Below are 16,639 nucleotides of genomic sequence, written 5' to 3'. Positions count from 1 at the left end.
TCGGGCGTAGGCTGGGCGCATGTCAGAAGCAGTCATTGTTTCCACTGCCAGAAGCCCGATCGGACGCGCCTTCAAGGGATCTTTGAAGGATGAGCGGCCGGATGACCTTGCCGCCGCCATGGTCACCGCGGCTCTGGACAAGATTCCGACCTTCGACCCCCGCGGAGGGGACGGCAAGGGCCTGGACGACCTTTACCTGGGCTGCGCCGAACCGAGCGGTGAAGCGGGTTCCAACATGGCGCGGGTGGTCACCATCCTGGCCGGACTGGATAATGTTCCCGGCGCAACCATCAACAGGTTCTGCGCCTCCAGCCTGCAGACCATCCGCATGGCGTTCCATGCCATCAAGGCGGGCGAAGGCGACGCGTTCGTTGCGGCCGGAGTGGAGTCTGTGTCCCGTTATCCGAACTGGACCGGGGCAGGAGAAACCGATGCCGGCAACCACAACCCGCGCTTCGACGCTGCCCGCCGCCGGACGGAGGCCCGCGCCGCGTCCAACACGCCATGGACCGATCCCCGGTTGGGCGGCCGGATGCCGGACATCTACATCGCGATGGGACAGACTGCGGAAAACGTGGCCACCACCTACGGTATTTCACGGGCCGAGCAGGATGAATGGGCTGTCCTAAGCCAGAACCGTGCTGAAGCGGCCCGGGCCTCGGGATTCTTTTCGCGCGACATCACACCGTACACACGCCGCGACGGCACCTTAGTGGACCGGGACGACTCCCCGCGCAGCGGCGTCACGCTCGAAGGTGTGGCCGGTCTCCAGCCCGTGTTCCGGAGTGAAGGGACAGTCACCGCCGGCAACGCGTGCCCGCTGAACGACGGCGCTGCCGCCCTAGTGGTGATGAGTGATGGCCGCGCCCGGGAGCTCGGCCTGGAGCCGCTGGCACGGATCGTGTCCACGGGCGTCAGCGCACTCTCCCCCGAACTCATGGGCATGGGCCCGGTGGAGGCAACCCGGCAGGCGCTGGCGCGGGCCGGGCTGGGCATCGAGGACATCGACCTTGTGGAGCTGAACGAGGCGTTCGCCGTCCAGGTCGTAGCCAGTGCCCGCGAACTGGGCATCGACCACTCACGGCTCAACGTCCACGGCGGGGCGATCGCCCTCGGGCATCCGTTCGGCATGACCGGCGCGCGCATGACCACCACCCTGCTCAACGGGCTTCAGGAGCGCGACGGCTCCCTCGGGCTGGCGACCCTGTGCGTCGGCGGAGGCCAGGGCATGGCAGTGGTTTACGAACGGTTGAGCTAGGTAGGACCAGCTAAAACGGGAATGAGCCCCGCCGCGTGGCGGGGCTCATTCCAATTAGAGCACGACGGCGTTTGCCGGCTAGGGTCCTAGTCGTCGCCGCGGAGGATCGCCAGAAGACGGATGATTTCCACGTACAGCCAGACCAGGGTCACGGTCAGTCCGAACGCGGCGGTCCAGGAGAACCGCTCCGGTGCGCCGTTGCGGACGCCTTCCTCGATGCTGGTGAAGTCCATGATCAGCGAGAAGGCGGCGAGGCCAATGGCCAGAACGCCGATGACGACGCCAATGATTCCGCTGCGCAGGCCGAACGGTTCCGTCGTCAGGCCTGTCAGCATCATGACGAGGTTCACCACGGAGAACAGGGCGTACCCGGCAATGGCGATCATAAAGAACTTCATGGCCTTGGGCGTTGCCCGGACCTTGCCGCTCTTGAACAGCAGCAGCGTCACCGCAAAGACGGACAGCGTGCCGATGACAGCCTGCAGTCCGACTCCCGGATACATTCCGTCAAGGACACGGGTCAGGCCACCAAGGAAGAGTCCTTCGAGGCCTGCGTAGGCCAGGATGAGGGCCGGTGACGGCTGCTTCTTGAACGTGTTGACGAGGGCGAGGACGAAGCCGCCCAGCGCACCGACGATCATCAGCAGTGAGGCCAGCGGCATGCTCACGAAGAGCGTGACAGCTGCGCCGGCAATCAGCACACCGAGGCAGGCGGCCGTCTTGATGATGACGTCGTCAAAAGTCATCCGCCCGGTCTCGGCCGGGCCGGCTGCCGGCTGGTTGTACATCTGCTGCAGCTGATCATGGGTCATGTTCTGCTGCTGGGCCATCCAGCCGCCCTGCGCGTCCATGACCTGGCCCGGGGCGCGGCCCGGAGCCTGGCCATAGGGGTTCTGGCCATACTGAGCCTGGCCGTAGGGGTTCTGGCCGTACTGAGCCTGCGGAACAGGCGGTGCCTGGGTGGCTCCACGGAAATTCTTTCCGTTGAAGATCGGGTTTCCGCCAAGTGCCATTGCGGGTGTCCTCCAAATAAAGGGGGTAGGTGGTGATCCTGATAACTCAAGGTACCAATTCCCACGCGCAGGGGGCAGGGATAGTTCCCCGGCCGGGCCAGCCGAAACCCAACCGTGACATGGGTGGCCGGCAGGCGTGACGCACACCACCGGTATCCAGCAGGTTCGACTGTTTAGGAATACTCAGGCTCAACAAAAGTTTTCTTTAGCAGAACTGCATCAAACCTGAGGTTGAGCTTCACTGTTGTTATCTGATCGCTATCTTAGGGGTGCCCGTGCGAGGCTCCATTGATCCCCGCTGGCTGTAACATAAGCCCAAGCAGGGTGACTGACATCACAAGGTATCCGGTTTGTCTACCGCATATTTAGCGCCACGACTACGTCCCCCGCTCCGTTCGCAGTGGTTGTAAAGGCGCAACCCAGTCCACCCCCATGTGGAGGTTTTCATTTTGAGAAGCACACCGAGAGGCCTGTCGCACAGACGGCGCGGCGGATTGCTGAAGACGTTGGGGGCTATATTTGCCGCCGTCGTTGCAATCCTCCTCGTCGTAGCCCCGGCATCGCAGGCCACTACCCCCTCGCCGACGCCATCCCCGTCGAACCAGCAGTTCCAGAACAGCATCAGCGGCTTCCTGCGGGACGACGCTCGGGCCCCTATCGCTGACGTTACGATCACTGCCAAAAGCGGGGATTTCACCGGGACCGCAAAATCAGGCGCCAACGGCTCGTGGACCATCGGAGTCCCGGTCCAGGGCACCTATGAAGTAGAGCTGGACGAGTCCACTCTCCCCGAAGGCATCAAGCTCGCTGACGGCCAGGAGAATCCCCGCAAAGTCACTTTCAGCCAGACTTCCAACCTCTCCGTGATCTTTGCCTTCGGCAAAGGCATTGTGGTCCAGCAACAGGACTTCGGCCAGAACCTGCTGAACAGGCTCGTGGCCGGCCTTAGCTTCGGCCTCCTGCTGGCGCTGGCCTCGGTGGGACTCTCGCTGATTTTCGGAACTACCGGCCTCACCAACTTTGCCCACGGCGAGATGGTCACCTTCGGCGCCGTTCTGGTCTTCGCCTTCAACGCCATGAGCCTTCCGTTCTGGCTGGCGGTGGTCCTTGCGCTGCTGGGCGGCGGCCTGTTCGGTTACGTCCAGGATGCCGGCCTGTGGAAACCGCTGCGCCGACGCGGGACGGGCCTGGTCCCGATGATGATCGTCAGCATTGGCCTCGCACTCGCGGTCCGCTATGTCATTCAGTTCTACTTCGGCGGATCGACCCAGCAACTGCCCTACGCCCAGAGCGCTGAAATACAGATTGGGCCGGTATCGATCTCGCCCAACAACCTGTGGTCGCTGGTCATCAGTGCCGTCGTGATCGCACTCATCGGTTTCATCCTCCTGAAGACCCGCCTGGGCAAAGCCACCCGCGCAGTCGCCGACAACCCAGCCCTCGCGGCCGCCTCGGGCATCGATGTCGACAACGTGATCCGGATTGTCTGGGTTGCGGGCGGAATGCTGGCCTCCCTCGGCGGCATTCTCTGGGCCTACTACCGGCCCGGCGTCACCTTCGATATGGGTTCGCAGATCCTGCTGCTCATCTTCGCCGGCGTGACCCTGGGCGGCCTCGGCACGGTCTTCGGTGCACTGATCGGATCCATCATCGTCGGCATCTTCGTGGAGCTGACCACCGTGTTCGGCCTGGCCGCCGACCTCAAATATGTGGGAGCACTGTTCATCATGATTGTTGTCCTCTTGTTCCGGCCGCAGGGCATCCTGGGCCGTCGCGAGCGCGTGGGTTAGGAGACACAGCCATGGACTTTGGATTCATTTTTTCCAGCGCTGCCGGTGAACTGTTCAGCCCGACGACGGCGGCGTACGCGCTTGCCGCCCTCGGCCTCGCCGTTCACTTCGGCTACTCCGGCCTGCTGAACTTCGGCCAGGCCGGCTTTATGGCGGTAGGCGCCTACGGCTTCGCCATCTCGACGCTTAGCTTCGGCGTCCCGTTCTTTGTAGGCCTGCTCATTGCCGTCGCCTGCTCGGCTATTTTCGCGTTGCTGCTGGGCATTCCAACCCTTCGCCTGCGCGCCGACTACCTGGCCATCGTGACGATCGCGGCCGCGGAAATCGTCCGCTACATCGTCACCACCAACCAGCTCACGTCCGTGACGGGCTCCGCCAACGGCCTGGCCGCCTTCGAAGGCGGGTTCTACTCCATGAACCCGTTCCCCGAAGGCTCCTACTTTGGAATGAACAACAGGGACTTCTTTATCCGCGTAGTTGGCTGGGGCCTCGTGATCGTCTGTTGCACCCTGGTGTGGCTGCTGATGCGCAGCCCGTGGGGACGCGTCCTCAAGGGCATCCGCGAGGACGAGAACGCAGTCCGCTCGCTGGGAAAGAACGTGTACGCCTATAAGATGCAGGCGCTCGTCATCGGCGGCGTCCTCGGCGCCCTGGCCGGCATGATCTTCACCCTTCCCCGCGGTGCGGTCCAGCCGGCGAACTACGGCACCGAGCTGACGTTCTTCCTGTACACCTGCCTGCTTTTGGGCGGACTCGGAACAGTGCTTGGCCCGGTAGTAGGCGCCATGATCTTCTGGGTGGTGCTCTCGCTCACCCAGGGCATCCTGTACGGCCTCATTGAATCAGGGGCGGTGACATGGCTGAACACGGTCCAGGCCGGGCAGCTGCGTTACATCCTCGTGGGTGTCGCGCTGATGCTGCTGATGATCTTCCGGCCCCAGGGCGTTTTCGGCAATAAGAAGGAGTTGGCGTTCGCATGAGTGAGCAACGCAATGTGCCAACAGCAAGTGGCACCGGGAACAGCGGTGACACCGCAGGAATTGACTACATGACGGATACGCGGCCGATCGCCGCCGGCGAGACCGCCCCGGGCTGCAAGAAGCGGGATCCGATCGTCGTCGCCGAAAACGTCACCCGCAGCTTCGGCGGCATCAACGCCGTCGACGTCGAACACCTTGAGATCCCCCGCCACAAAATCACTGCACTCATTGGACCCAATGGTGCCGGCAAGACCACCCTGTTCAACCTGCTGACCGGCTTTGACACACCCAACTCCGGAAAATGGCAGTTCGAAGGCAACAGCCTCGCCGGCGTCTCCCCCTACAAGGTGGCCCGGATGGGCATGGTCCGCACGTTCCAGCTGACCAAGGTGATGGGCAAGCTGACTGTCATGGAAAACATGCGGCTGGGAGGCTCTGAGCAGCCCGGTGAGCGGCTTTCCAAGGCCCTGTTCAAGGGCATGTGGGGCGGCCGCGAAAAGGAGATCACCGCCCAGGCGAACGTCCTGCTGGAGAAGTTCAAATTGGACGCGAAGAAGGACGACTACGCGGCATCGTTGTCCGGCGGCCAACGCAAGCTGCTTGAGATGGCACGATCGCTGATGGTCAGGCCCAAACTAGTGATGCTTGATGAGCCCATGGCCGGCGTCAACCCGGCGCTTACCCAGTCCCTCCTTGACCACATCAAGAACCTCAAGGCAGAAGGCATGACCGTGCTCTTCGTCGAGCACGACATGAACATGGTGCGCCACATCGCCGACTGGGTGGTGGTGATGGCCGAAGGCAAGATCGTCGCTGAAGGGCCGCCACAGGACGTGATGAAGAACCCCGCCGTGATCGATGCCTACCTGGGCGCCCACCACGATGTGGACCTGGGCGACGCCGAAGGCATCAAGGAACTGGCCGCCGAGCTCGTGGCCGACGAAGAGTCAATCGTGGGCACCGAGAACGCCGGAATTATCGCCGTCGACGTCGTTGCCGCCGAAACGGAGCCGCGGCCCGAAACCCGGAAGAAGGACACCGAATGAGCGCCACCAGTGCGGCAGCAGCCGCCACACCAGCCGCCGCGGACCAAGCGGTGGTCACGGTCACCAACCTGGTGGCTGGCTACATCCCCGGCGTCAACATCCTCAACGGCTGCAGCATTGAAGCCCGCAAAGGCGAACTGATCGGCATCATCGGTCCTAACGGCGCCGGTAAGTCCACGCTGCTGAAGGCGATGTTCGGGCTGGTGAAGGTGCACTCGGGCTCCGTCGTGGTCAGGGGCCAGGACATCACCGGGCTCAAGGCCAACAAACTCGTGGCCAAGGGCGTGGGCTTCGTCCCGCAGAACAACAATGTGTTCGCTACCCTGACCATCGAGGAGAACATGCAGATGGGCATGTTCCAGCGGCCCAAGGACTTTGCCGAACGGTTCGACTTCGTTACCAGCCTCTTCCCTGAGCTCGGCAAGCGCCGCGCCCAGCGTGCCGGCTCGCTCTCCGGCGGGGAACGCCAGATGGTGGCCATGGGACGTGCCCTGATGATGGAGCCCGCCGTCCTGCTGCTCGATGAGCCGTCGGCAGGCCTCTCCCCCGTCAAGCAGGATGAGACCTTCCTGCGGGTCCACGAGATCAACCGGGCCGGCGTTTCGGTGATCATGGTGGAGCAGAACGCCCGCCGCTGCCTGCAGATCTGCGACCGCGCCTATGTGCTGGACCAGGGCAAGGACGCGTACACCGGTACCGGCCGGGAGCTCATGAAGGACCCCAAGGTGATCCAGCTGTACCTCGGAACGCTGGCGGACGAAGTCTAAGCCGCCCCTACGAGCCGCAGGGGGGCCGTCACCGCTTGGTGGCGGCCCTTCTGCATGCCTGAGCCGTGCACTGCCTCCGCCGGGCGTTTGATGGGTGGTCAGGGGGCCGAGGCCGCGCCGGGCAACAGAAAGCCCCCGTCCGGCTGGACGGGGGCTTTCGCGCTATCAAGGTTGAGTCGGCTTTACAGCTTGCCGAATTCTTCCTTCGACGGCTTGTAGGTGTTGTCATCCTGGTACTCGTAGATGCCGATGTAGGCTTCCGTCGGGTCACCGGCGTCGGAGAAGGTCACCGGACCGGACTGGCCGTCGTAGTCGATGTCCTTGCCGTTGCGGAGCAGCGTGACGCAGGACGGGAAGTCGTTGCACTTCTCGCCGCTTTCGGAGACTGCCTTGAGCTGCTTGGCGATGTCGGTACCCTTGGTGCTCTTAGCGGCTTCCGCAGCCAGCGCGATCAGGTTGACGGCGTCGTACGACTCGCCTGCATAGCTGTAGTCCTTCAGCGCCGGGTCGATTGCCAGCAGCTTCTTCTTGAAGTCGTCCTTGGCGAACGTGCCCGGGATGGTGCCCTGGGCGCCCTTCAGCGTTCCCGCCTGGAAGTCCTTGCTGTAGTCCGAGGTGTTGCCGTCAACCAGGAACATCTGGGTCGCCTTGATGCCCTTGCCGGTCATCAGGGGCACGATGCTCTTAGCCTGGTCGAAGGTGATCAGGGCAATCGCATCCGGCTTGGCTGCAATGACCTTGTCCACCTGGCTGCTGAACTGCGAGTCGCCCTCGTTGAAGAGCTCCTCGGCAACAACCTTGCCGCCGGCAGCTTCAAACGCAGACTTGACGTTCTTGGCCAGGCCGGTGCCGTACGCATCGTTCAGAACGATCATGCCGACGGTCTGTGCGCCACAGGTAGCCATGTAGTTGCCGAGCACCTTGCCCTGCAGCACATCGGAGGGAGCCGTGCGCCAGTAGAGGCCCTTGTCATCCCAGGTGGTGAAGTCGGGAGACGTGTTCGCGGGCGAGAACTGGATGACACCGGCACCGGTGATCTGGTTGATGACGGTCTTGGAAACCCCCGATGATGCAGCGCCGATAATGGCGCTGACGCCGCTGCCCAGCAGCGCTGTGGTGGACTGCGTTGCAATGTCGGTCTTGGTGTCACCGGAGTCGCGGTGGATCACTTCGACGGGCTTGCCCAGGACGCCGCCTGCGTCATTGACTTCCTTGATGCCCAGGTTCACACCGGCAATTTCGGGCGGCCCGAGGAACGCCAGCGAGCCCGTGGTAGGCAGAAGCGAGCCGATCTTGAGCGGAGTATCCGTAGTAGTGGTAGAGGCCGGGACCGAGCCGCCCGCGCCCGCTGCGGTGGTGGCGCCGCCGCTAGCGCTCGGCGCCGGGCAGGCGATTCCGGATGCCGCCGGAGTGGTGGAGCCTGTCGAACTCGGGGTGGACGAGCCGCCACAAGCCGTAGCCAGAAGGGCGACGCCGATGCTAAGCGCTGTGAGCTTAGCGACTCGCGGCGCCGCCTGGGGGAGTGAAATCATTAAGAGTCTCCTCGATCGAAAGGTGCGAACGGCCTTTGATGCGAATTACCAGGTGTTCCTGATTTAACTTCAAGCTAGTGCAATTTCGCCCCGAACATAAGTGACTATGGTCACATCCTTATAACAGTCGTTGCATATGGGACACCATGGCGCGGAAGCGCTGAAATGCGGAAGGAGCGGGCCGGAAGCAGGCATAGTGAAGCGCGGCACGGCGAATAAACAGGAGTACCCCAGGTGGGACTCGAACCCACAACACGCGGATTTTAAGTCCGCTGCCTCTGCCAATTGGGCTACTGGGGCGCCCGGTCAATGGTATCCCGTCAGAGCCGCTGAAAGGGCCCGGCATACCGGAACGTGCCGTGGATACCACCGGGCCAGACAGCGAGCGGGAGGAACTGGAAGGCATCTCCCCATTCAGCGCTGGGCGGTTCAACGCCCAGGGACACGGACGGCACAAAGCCGAAACGGGAGTAGTACTCCGGGCTGCCCAGCAGGGCGATGCCCCTCTCCCCCGCCGCGTTGGCGCGCGAGACGGTTTCCTGCATAAGTGCCGAGCCGATGCCGTGGCGTTGCAGCCGCGGCACCACACCAATGGGGCCAAGCCCCAGCAGCTCAAGGTCCCCCACCCAGCCCCGCGTGCTGATGACGTGGCCCACCACTTCACCATTCTGTTCGGCGACGATGCTGAACTCAGGCAGATACTCGTCGCAGTCGAAAAGCTGCTTCAACAGCCCCACTTCCACGGGTTCACCGTCCACGGGAAGCCCGGTAACCGGCGACACCGAGAAAGCAGCCGCCGTGAGCTCCAGGATGGCGGGCCTGTCCGCCGGCTGTTCAGTGCGCAGGACAAGCTTCGGTGCAGGCTGCTCGGTACTTGCTGCAGCCAGTTCGTGGAGTATCTCCAAGGCGCGGTCCGCATCAGCCACCGGAACCAGGAGGTGGTCGTGGTGGAACCCGGCGAGGACGTTGCAGCTGATTCGGGAGTTGGTGAGCGCCGCACTGACCGCTGCAGTCAATCCGATGGCTTCGAGGGACGAATGCACCTGAAGGGTGATCCAGGAGGCAACGAAGTCGTAGCGAAGCTCCAGCCTGTCCGCCTCAGCCCGGGGCAGCACCACGGTGAGCCCTTCCGCTTCCCGGACTGCGGCTTCGATGCCTGGAACCAGCGGCCTGCCGTAGGGCCACAGGACGTACACGTATTCCCCCTCGCGCAGGACGGGGTGGATGGATGCCAAGAGGGCACGGATGTCCTTTTCACCAGTCATTGAGCCATTAAACAACAATGGCGGCCGTTCCCCGCGGGGAACGGCCGCCATCGGCGTTGGGTGGCTACTTGGTGTCAGCCGATACAGTCTGCTTCTGCTGGCTGTTGCTGCCGGATTCGGCCGGCTTGTCAGCCGCCGGAGCGACTGTAGCCGCGGCCGGCTTGGGAGCAGGAGTGGCCGCAGCGACGAAAGCTCCGCGCGGGTTGTCCAGGTCCAGCAGCTGGGTGGTGTCGCGGCCTGCGAAGAAACTAATGATCCAGTTGATGATCACCCGGAACTTGCGCTCGAACGTGGGCATGGCCATGCCGTGGTAGCCGCGGTGAGCCAGCCAGGCGAGGGGGCCCTTGAGCCCGATGCGGCCCAGGAGGTTGATGTTGGCAACGCCCTTCCATTCGCCAAAGCCGGCAACGGCGCCCAGGTTCTTGTGCTTGTAGTCCTTGAGTTCCTTGTCCCAGCGGGAGGCCCAAAGGTTCTTCGCGAGGCGCTTGGCCTGGCGAAGGGCGTGCTGCGCATTCGGCACGCAGGTGCCGTCCGGCAGGCCGCTGCCCGTGAGGTCAGGCACGGCGGCAATGTCGCCGGCAGCCCAGGCATTCTCGATGATGCCTTCGTCACCGGCGATACGCAGGTCCGGAAGCACGCGGACGCGGCCGCGCGGCTCCAGCGGGAAGTCGGTGGAGCGGACCATCGGGTTGGCCTGCACGCCTGCAGTCCAGACGAGGGTATCGGCTTCGAATTCCTGGGCCGGGGTCTTGTCCGGCAGGTTGATGAGCTTAAGGGAGCCCTCGGCGTTGTCCAACGAGGTGTTCAGCAGGACTTCAATGCCGCGGCTACGCAGGTGCTCCACGACCCACTCGGCCTGCTTGGCGGTGACCTCGGGCATGATGCGGCCCATGGCTTCCACCAGGACGAAGCGGACTTCCTCCTGCTTGACGCGGGGATTGTTCTTGACCGCCGCGCGGGCAAGGTCTTCCATCTCGGTGATGCACTCGATGCCGGCGAAGCCGCCACCAACCACCACGAAGGTGAGGGCGCGGGCGCGCTCGGCAGGATCAGTGATGGTGGAGCCGGCTTCGATCCGCTCGAGGACCTTGTTGCGCAGCGCAACGGCTTCCTCGATGGTCTTCAGGCCGATTCCCTTGTCCGCAAGGCCCTTGATGGGGAAGGTGCGGGTAATGGCACCAGCGGCCAGTACGACGTCGAAGTACGGGACCTCAAAGTTCGGGCCGCCGTCGGACGGGGCAACCACCGCGGTCCGGTTGGCGTGGTCGATCGAGGTGACGCGGCCCTGGATGAGTTCCGTCTGCTTCAGGTGCTGACGGTGCGAGACGACAGCGTGGCGCGCCTCGATGTTTCCGCCGGCAACTTCCGGCAGGAAGGGCTGGTAGGTCATGTAGGGCAGCGGATCAACGACGGTGACGATGCCACCGGCATTCGCGATCTTGTTCTGCAGTTTGAGGGCTACGTACAGGCCGACGTACCCGCCGCCGACGACGAGTACCCTGGGACGGTCCTGGAGCTGTGGGGTTGTTGCCATGGTTCTAGAATACAGTAGTTTGTGAAAATCTTCACTAACTAATCCGTCGCCGTTACTTTCCGTTCGAGTCCACCTTGTCCAGCACCCCGGTATCCGGCTCATCGCGCAGATTCCCGGGATTCCTGGCCGCCCGTCGCAGTTGATAGACGGCGCCACCGATGATGGCCAGGAACAGCATTACGAAGCCGATGACGACCATGGCCGGAACCGCACTGTCCAGCTGGGACGGAGCTTCGGCCACCGGGACGGTGGCGGCGGGCAGCGTGGCCGGCGCACTCGTGGGGCTGCTGCCGGGTTCAGCCGCGGGGGTGGTCGCGGCGGACTCGCCACGGCGGTGGACCCTGATCCAATCAGCCACCGTGCCCAGCGGATTGACCTTCGTATCAGGAACATCGTCTTTCAGGGCGGCTTCCGCGTTGAGCACGCCAAAGCCGTAGATTGGGTCCTTGCCCGGTGCCCCGGCATCCTTGGCCGTCGTGACAATCCTGTTGATGACCTGGCTGGCTGTCATCTCGGGCCACTTCGAGCGGATCAGCGCCGCCACCCCGGACACGATCGGCGTAGCGCCCGATGTTCCCGCCCATTCCGCATAGCCGTCCCCGGGCATGCCGCCGATCAGGTCTTCGGCCGGTGCGGCCACGCCAATACTGATGCCCTGGGACGAGGAATCGATGCTGGCGGCGCCCTTGCGGTCCAGGCCTGCCACCGTCAGGACGCCGGGGATGGTGGCGGGGGCTCCCACCTGCACGTTGCCACCCACGCGGTTCCCTGCCGCGGCGACAATAACCACATCCTTTTGTTCGGCGTAGAGGAACGCTGCGTCCCAGCTCTGCGGCCATTCCGGCGAAGTGCTGCCCAGCGAAATGTTGATCACACGTGCGCCGTTGTCCACGGCCCAGCGGACGGCGGCCGGGATCTGTTCCTGGTCGGTCTTGCCGCCGGGGTTCGGGGAGCCCAGCCAGGTGGACACCGACAGGATCTGCGCTTCGGGGGCGACGCCCACAATTCCGTCCGGGCCCGGCGCCGGAGGGGCGCCGGGTGAGGGGGTAGCCGTCGATTTTGGCGGCTGGTGGCCGCGGCCCGCCAGCATGGTTGCCACCAGGGTCCCGTGCTCAGGTTTCGAGCCGATGCTCTTCTGTCCGTCTGCGCTGCCGGCCCCGGAGGCATCGCTTCCGCCAACGACGGCGCCCTTCAGGTCGGGGTGCTTCGCATCCACGCCGCTGTCGATGACGGCCACTTTGACATTGGCGCCCTTAGAAACTTCCCACGCTTTGGTGATGCCGGATTCGGCCAGCCAGTACTGTTTGTCCCGCCATGCGTCGGCCCGGGCTTCCGGTGCCGCGATCAGCGACGTTGCCAAGCTAGCTGCGGCCAGGGCAAGTGCAGTCACGGCGGAGGCCATCCGGTCCCGGCGGGTTGTTGCTCTGGTCATTCGGGTCCAATCGGCTTTACATGGGATGGCGCGGCACGGAGGCAGGCTCCGGTCGCGTGGCATCGGCGGGACGAGGATCCGGCTCTTGCGGAACCCGGCCGATGCGAAGTCAGTGGCTGATACCAGCGCGCTAGCTGATACTCAGGGCGATTCCGTCGAGAATTTCGTGTTCACTGGCGACAGCCGAAGTGATCCTTCCCTCCGTTACCTCCGCGAGGTGCTCCAGCACGCGGCGCCAGACCAGTCCTCCGGCGCCGATGACGTCCACCCGGCCAGGATGCATGTATGGAAGTCCGGCCCGTTCGGCCTTGGACATCCCGAGGAGTTCCGTGCACGCCTCGCCGACTGTGCTGAGGGGAAGTTCCGCGCCGTGGATCGCCGCGGGCGAGTATTCGGGCAGCCGGAGCGCATGGGCCGTAATGGTGGTGACGGACCCTGCCACGCCGACGACGGCGGTGGTGCGTTCCAGCGGAACGGCCAGTTCCGCCTCGGTGATGGCGGCGTCGACGTCGGCCTCCGCCGCGGCGATCTGCTCCGGTGACGGCGGATCGTTCCGAAGGTGGCGTTCCGTCATCCGGACACAGCCGACGTCCACGGATTTGGCGGCAATGACGCCGCTGGCGTCGCCGAGCACGAATTCGGTGCTTCCGCCGCCGAGGTCCACTACCAGCACGGGGTCGGCGCCGCGGGACGGAAGGACGCTGCTTGCGCCTGCAAAGGACAGGGCCGCCTCTTCATCGCCGGTGATCACCTCCGGCTCGACGCCCAGGATCTCGCGGATACCGTCCACGAACACGTTCCGGTTGCTGGCATCCCGGGTGGCGGAGGTGGCAACGAAGCGGACCTTGCCCGCCCCGTGTTCGCGGATCAGCGCGGCGTAGTCCGACGTGGCGGCGAAAGTGCGCTCCAGCGCCTCCTGTGCCAGTTCGCCGGTGGCGTCCACACCCTGGCCCAGCCGGACCACACGCATTTCGCGCACGACGTCGGTGAGCTTGGAACTGCTTCCGTTTCCCTCCACATCTGCGATCAGGAGACGGATGGAATTGGTTCCGCAGTCAATGGCGGCAACGCGGTTCACTGGGCAGCCTCCGTGGTGTTCCCGGTGTTCCCGTCAGCGTGGCTACCATCAGCGTGGTTACCATCAGCGTGCCGCTGGGTCTTGCGGACGGGCGCCGGACGGCCCACGATGTCGGGGAGCCCCTGCGGCCCGTGACGGCTGAGGTCCCTGGAGGGCGCTTCTCCGCCGGTATCCCAGGCGCCGTCGCAGTAGCAACGGTCCGCGGTCCACCATTCACTGATGGCGGCAATGGCCTCATCACCGAGGGGATTGACGCCGGGGCCGGCGGCCAGGGAATGGCCCACCAGGACGTGGAGGCATTTCACCCGGGTGGGCATCCCGCCGGCGGAGACGCCGTCGATCTCGGGCACGGCGCCTATTCCGGACCGTTCGCCAATCTCCGCCCGGGACACGAGGTACGCCTCATGGGCAGCCCGGTAGCTTGCGGCGAGGGCGGAGTCCTCAGCGAGCTGTTCGTTCATCCGGTTCATCAGGCCGGCAGCCTCGAGCCGTGATACCGCCGAAGTGATGACGGGGTGGGTCAGATAAAACGTGGTGGGGAACGGCGTTCCGTTGCTGAGCCGCGGTGACGTCGCCGCGACCAGGGGGTTGCCGCAGACACAGCGGGCAGGGATCTCGACGACGTCGCGCACGGGGCGCCCGAGCTGGCGGCTCAGCACATCCAGGTCCCGGGCGGACGGGTGGCTGGACGCGGGCACGGTCGAGGCGTCTTCTGTCACGGGCAACCCGCCCAGGGCGTTGTCGCCTACTGCATTCTGGTCCACTGGCGCGGCCGCCTTCCTGCCCTTGGAGGCTGACCCGTGGGAAAGCCGGCGGAGGGCACCGCCTCTAGTCTGTTGCCGAGCGCCTGATGGACTCCCAAAGCGAATCCACCCATGGCAGGTTGGCCGGGTCCTGTGCTGTTCCTGTTCCGGCCTGGCCACTGGCGGTCCCGGCCGGCAGATCGCTGCCAAACACCCAGTAGCCGGTTTCTCCCGGCATAACCATGTTAATGCGGTCGCGGGCCTGCTGTTTCACGTAGTTCGGGTCCTGCCAGCGCGAGACCTGGAGTTTCAGGCCGTCCTGTTCGGCTTTCCGTGCGGCGATATCGGCCTCCAGCGCGGCGATCTCGGCCTTTTTGTCGATGAAGATCTTGACCGTAGGGGCCAGCATGATGGTGATGGCAATCATGACGACGGCCAGGGCCAGCATCCGGCCGGAAAAGGCCTTTGCGGGCACGGGATCCTGGCTGTCGGCTCCGTCCTTGACAGCAGCACCCGGGGCTTTGGCGCCGGCGTGACTTCCTGGCGGCCGGCCGGCCGCGTGCTTACCTGCGGCGACCCCGGCTTTGACGGACGCGCCCAGCCGTCCGGCCGTGGTGGATTTCGCGGGCCCGACGGGCGTTTTGGCTTCGCCGTCAGCGGGCACGTGGCGCGTCGCGCCGAAATCCGCGCGGATGACTTCAGCGCCGTCGTCGGCATCCTTGGACTGACGCACCGCGGGCGTGGCGCGGGGAACCTTGGGACGTCGGGTGGCCATGACACTCCTTCAAAAGCGGACCACAAACAGAACCGGTGGCCATGGTCTTTCAACCATAGCCACCGGTCAGCTGTTTTTTTGGATGCTAGCCCTTGAAACGCGGGAAGGCGCTGCGTCCGGCGTAGCGTGCGGCGTCGTCGAGTTCTTCTTCGATGCGCAGCAGCTGGTTGTACTTGGCAACGCGCTCGGAGCGCGCCGGGGCACCGGTCTTGATCTGGCCCGCGTTGGTGGCAACGGCGATGTCAGCAATGGTGGTGTCCTCGGTTTCGCCGGAGCGGTGCGAGGTGATGGTGGTGTAACCGGCACGCTGGGCCAGTGAAACGGCGTCCAGGGTTTCGGTCAGCGAACCGATCTGGTTCACCTTGACCAGCAGGGAGTTGGCCGTAGCGGTGTCAATGCCGCGCTGCAGAATGGACGGGTTGGTGACGAAGAGATCGTCGCCGACGAGCTGCACCTTGTCACCGATGGCGTCGGTGAGGGTCTTCCAGCCTTCCCAGTCGTTTTCGTCCAGCGGATCCTCGATGGAAACCAGCGGGTAGTCGGCCACGAGCTCCGCGTAGTAAGCGCTCATTTCGGTGGCGGAAAGGGCCTTGCCTTCGAACTGGTAGGCGCCGTCCTTGAAGAACTCGGAGGAGGCAACGTCCAGTGCCAGGGCAATGTCCTTGCCCGGGATGTAGCCGGCGTTCTTGATGGCTTCCTGGATCAGGTCCAGTGCCGCACGGTTGGACGGCAGGTTCGGAGCGAAGCCGCCTTCGTCGCCCAGGCCGGTGGAGAGGCCCTTGGCCTGCAGGACGGACTTGAGGTTGTGGTAGACCTCAACACCCCAGCGGAGGCCCTCGGAGAAGGTCTCGGCGCCGATCGGGGCGATCATGAATTCCTGGATGTCCACATCCGAGTCGGCGTGCGAGCCGCCGTTGAGGATGTTCATCAGCGGAACGGGCAGGACGTGCGCGTTGGGGCCGCCGAGGTACTTGTACAGCGGCAGGTCAGCCGACGCTGCTGCGGCGTTGGCCACTGCCAGGGAAACGCCCAGGATGGCGTTGGCGCCGAGCTTGGACTTGTTGGGGGTGCCGTCCAGGTCAATCATGGCCTGGTCGATGCTGCGCTGGTCCGTGGCGTCGAAACCGGTCAGTGCCGGGGCGATCTGGTCGATGACGGCGTCGACGGCTTTCTGGACGCCCTTGCCAAGGTAGCGTCCCTTGTCTCCGTCGCGCAGCTCAACAGCCTCGTGTTCGCCGGTGGAGGCGCCGGAGGGAACTGCCGCGCGGCCGATCTGGCCATCGGAAAGCAGAACTTCAACTTCTACGGTCGGGTTGCCACGGGAATCGAGGATCTCGCGGGCGTGAATGGCATCGATAAGCGCCATGAATATGCTCCTTATGGTGAAGCGATTTACTGGGAAACTAGCGGAAAAACTCGACGTCCT

At 64.4% G+C, this 16,639-nt stretch carries 14 protein-coding genes and 1 tRNA gene; 5 read left to right on the top strand and 10 right to left on the bottom strand.

The features are described 5' to 3' along the window. Window positions 1-19: 19 nt before the first annotated feature. On the top strand, window positions 20-1,258 hold the full coding sequence (locus tag ARTH_RS05885; RefSeq protein WP_011691021.1) for an acetyl-CoA C-acetyltransferase: 1,239 nt from the start codon (window positions 20-22) through the stop codon (window positions 1,256-1,258). Between the two features lie 86 nt (window positions 1,259-1,344). Here the strand turns inward: ARTH_RS05885 and ARTH_RS05880 are convergent, their stop codons facing one another. Then, window positions 1,345-2,271 (bottom strand): Bax inhibitor-1/YccA family protein, encoded by a 927-nt coding sequence (locus ARTH_RS05880; RefSeq protein ID WP_011691020.1) that lies wholly within the window; start codon window positions 2,269-2,271, stop codon window positions 1,345-1,347. Between the two features lie 494 nt (window positions 2,272-2,765). On the opposite strand from ARTH_RS05880, the gene ARTH_RS05875 reads away from it, so the two are divergent. From ARTH_RS05875 to ARTH_RS05860, 4 genes are read left to right on the top strand one after another with little or no spacing between them, the layout of a single operon-like run. Further along, window positions 2,766-4,061, top strand: a complete 1,296-nt coding sequence (locus tag ARTH_RS05875; RefSeq protein WP_232223596.1) for a branched-chain amino acid ABC transporter permease — start codon at window positions 2,766-2,768, stop codon at window positions 4,059-4,061. An 11-nt stretch (window positions 4,062-4,072) separates the two neighbouring features. Further along, window positions 4,073-5,041, top strand: a complete 969-nt coding sequence (locus ARTH_RS05870) for a branched-chain amino acid ABC transporter permease (protein WP_011691018.1) — start codon at window positions 4,073-4,075, stop codon at window positions 5,039-5,041. Further along, window positions 5,038-6,087 carry an ABC transporter ATP-binding protein gene (locus ARTH_RS05865; protein ID WP_011691017.1) on the top strand — a complete coding sequence of 350 codons (1,050 nt, stop codon included), beginning with the start codon at window positions 5,038-5,040 and terminating at the stop codon, window positions 6,085-6,087. Before ARTH_RS05870 ends, ARTH_RS05865 begins: the two co-directional genes overlap by 4 nt. Further along, window positions 6,084-6,854 carry an ABC transporter ATP-binding protein gene (locus ARTH_RS05860; protein ID WP_011691016.1) on the top strand — a complete coding sequence of 257 codons (771 nt, stop codon included), beginning with the start codon at window positions 6,084-6,086 and terminating at the stop codon, window positions 6,852-6,854. The genes ARTH_RS05865 and ARTH_RS05860 overlap by 4 nt, the downstream gene beginning before the upstream one ends. A gap of 182 nt (window positions 6,855-7,036) precedes the next feature. Here ARTH_RS05860 and ARTH_RS05855 read toward each other — a convergent pair whose 3' ends face one another. The 9 genes from ARTH_RS05855 to eno all read right to left on the bottom strand — a co-directional run bounded on the left by ARTH_RS05855 (window position 7,037) and on the right by eno (window position 16,579). Then, entirely contained in the window at window positions 7,037-8,386 is a 1,350-nt protein-coding gene (locus ARTH_RS05855) for an ABC transporter substrate-binding protein (RefSeq protein ID WP_011691015.1), read from the bottom strand. Window positions 8,387-8,612: 226 nt separating this feature from the next. Continuing rightward, window positions 8,613-8,686, bottom strand: a tRNA-Leu gene (locus ARTH_RS05850). A 20-nt stretch (window positions 8,687-8,706) separates the two neighbouring features. Continuing rightward, window positions 8,707-9,651, bottom strand: coding sequence for an N-acetyltransferase (locus tag ARTH_RS05845; RefSeq protein ID WP_043429519.1), 945 nt, complete (start codon window positions 9,649-9,651; stop codon window positions 8,707-8,709). Window positions 9,652-9,715: 64 nt separating this feature from the next. After that, window positions 9,716-11,185 (bottom strand): NAD(P)/FAD-dependent oxidoreductase, encoded by a 1,470-nt coding sequence (locus tag ARTH_RS05840; RefSeq protein ID WP_011691013.1) that lies wholly within the window; start codon window positions 11,183-11,185, stop codon window positions 9,716-9,718. Window positions 11,186-11,237: 52 nt separating this feature from the next. Continuing rightward, window positions 11,238-12,617 carry a S8 family serine peptidase gene (locus ARTH_RS05835; protein WP_156810628.1) on the bottom strand — a complete coding sequence of 460 codons (1,380 nt, stop codon included), beginning with the start codon at window positions 12,615-12,617 and terminating at the stop codon, window positions 11,238-11,240. Between the two features lie 130 nt (window positions 12,618-12,747). Next, the gene (locus ARTH_RS05830; RefSeq protein WP_011691011.1) at window positions 12,748-13,695 is read right to left on the bottom strand and encodes a Ppx/GppA phosphatase family protein; all 948 of its coding nucleotides are present in this window, start codon (window positions 13,693-13,695) and stop codon (window positions 12,748-12,750) included. Then, window positions 13,692-14,393 carry a DUF501 domain-containing protein gene (locus ARTH_RS05825; RefSeq protein ID WP_011691010.1) on the bottom strand — a complete coding sequence of 234 codons (702 nt, stop codon included), beginning with the start codon at window positions 14,391-14,393 and terminating at the stop codon, window positions 13,692-13,694. The genes ARTH_RS05830 and ARTH_RS05825 overlap by 4 nt, the downstream gene beginning before the upstream one ends. Window positions 14,394-14,523: 130 nt before the next feature. Further along, on the bottom strand, window positions 14,524-15,213 hold the full coding sequence (locus ARTH_RS05820) for an FtsB family cell division protein (RefSeq protein ID WP_011691009.1): 690 nt from the start codon (window positions 15,211-15,213) through the stop codon (window positions 14,524-14,526). Between the two features lie 85 nt (window positions 15,214-15,298). After that, window positions 15,299-16,579, bottom strand: a complete 1,281-nt coding sequence (eno, locus tag ARTH_RS05815) for a phosphopyruvate hydratase (RefSeq protein ID WP_011691008.1) — start codon at window positions 16,577-16,579, stop codon at window positions 15,299-15,301. Window positions 16,580-16,639 lie beyond the last annotated feature (60 nt).

The organism is Arthrobacter sp. FB24 (assembly GCF_000196235.1).
Taxonomy (GTDB): Bacteria; Actinomycetota; Actinomycetes; order Actinomycetales; family Micrococcaceae; genus Arthrobacter.
The sequence above is the reverse complement of the archived record's forward strand: the minus strand, read 5'-3'. Positions and strand labels throughout refer to the sequence as shown.

Excerpts from the sequence above, each read along its gene's own strand:
- ARTH_RS05855 (WP_011691015.1), bottom strand. The coding sequence starts at position 8,386 with ATGATTTCACTCCCCCAGGCGGCGCCGCGAGTCGCTAAGCTCACAGCG.
- ARTH_RS05845 (WP_043429519.1), bottom strand. The coding sequence starts at position 9,651 with ATGACTGGTGAAAAGGACATCCGTGCCCTCTTGGCATCCATCCACCCC.
- ARTH_RS05860 (WP_011691016.1), top strand. The coding sequence starts at position 6,084 with ATGAGCGCCACCAGTGCGGCAGCAGCCGCCACACCAGCCGCCGCGGAC.
- ARTH_RS05880 (WP_011691020.1), bottom strand. The coding sequence starts at position 2,271 with ATGGCACTTGGCGGAAACCCGATCTTCAACGGAAAGAATTTCCGTGGA.
- ARTH_RS05820 (WP_011691009.1), bottom strand. The coding sequence starts at position 15,213 with ATGGCCACCCGACGTCCCAAGGTTCCCCGCGCCACGCCCGCGGTGCGT.
- ARTH_RS05885 (WP_011691021.1), top strand. The coding sequence starts at position 20 with ATGTCAGAAGCAGTCATTGTTTCCACTGCCAGAAGCCCGATCGGACGC.
- eno (WP_011691008.1), bottom strand. The coding sequence starts at position 16,579 with ATGGCGCTTATCGATGCCATTCACGCCCGCGAGATCCTCGATTCCCGT.
- ARTH_RS05840 (WP_011691013.1), bottom strand. The coding sequence starts at position 11,185 with ATGGCAACAACCCCACAGCTCCAGGACCGTCCCAGGGTACTCGTCGTC.
- ARTH_RS05870 (WP_011691018.1), top strand. The coding sequence starts at position 4,073 with ATGGACTTTGGATTCATTTTTTCCAGCGCTGCCGGTGAACTGTTCAGC.
- ARTH_RS05865 (WP_011691017.1), top strand. The coding sequence starts at position 5,038 with ATGAGTGAGCAACGCAATGTGCCAACAGCAAGTGGCACCGGGAACAGC.
- ARTH_RS05835 (WP_156810628.1), bottom strand. The coding sequence starts at position 12,617 with ATGACCAGAGCAACAACCCGCCGGGACCGGATGGCCTCCGCCGTGACT.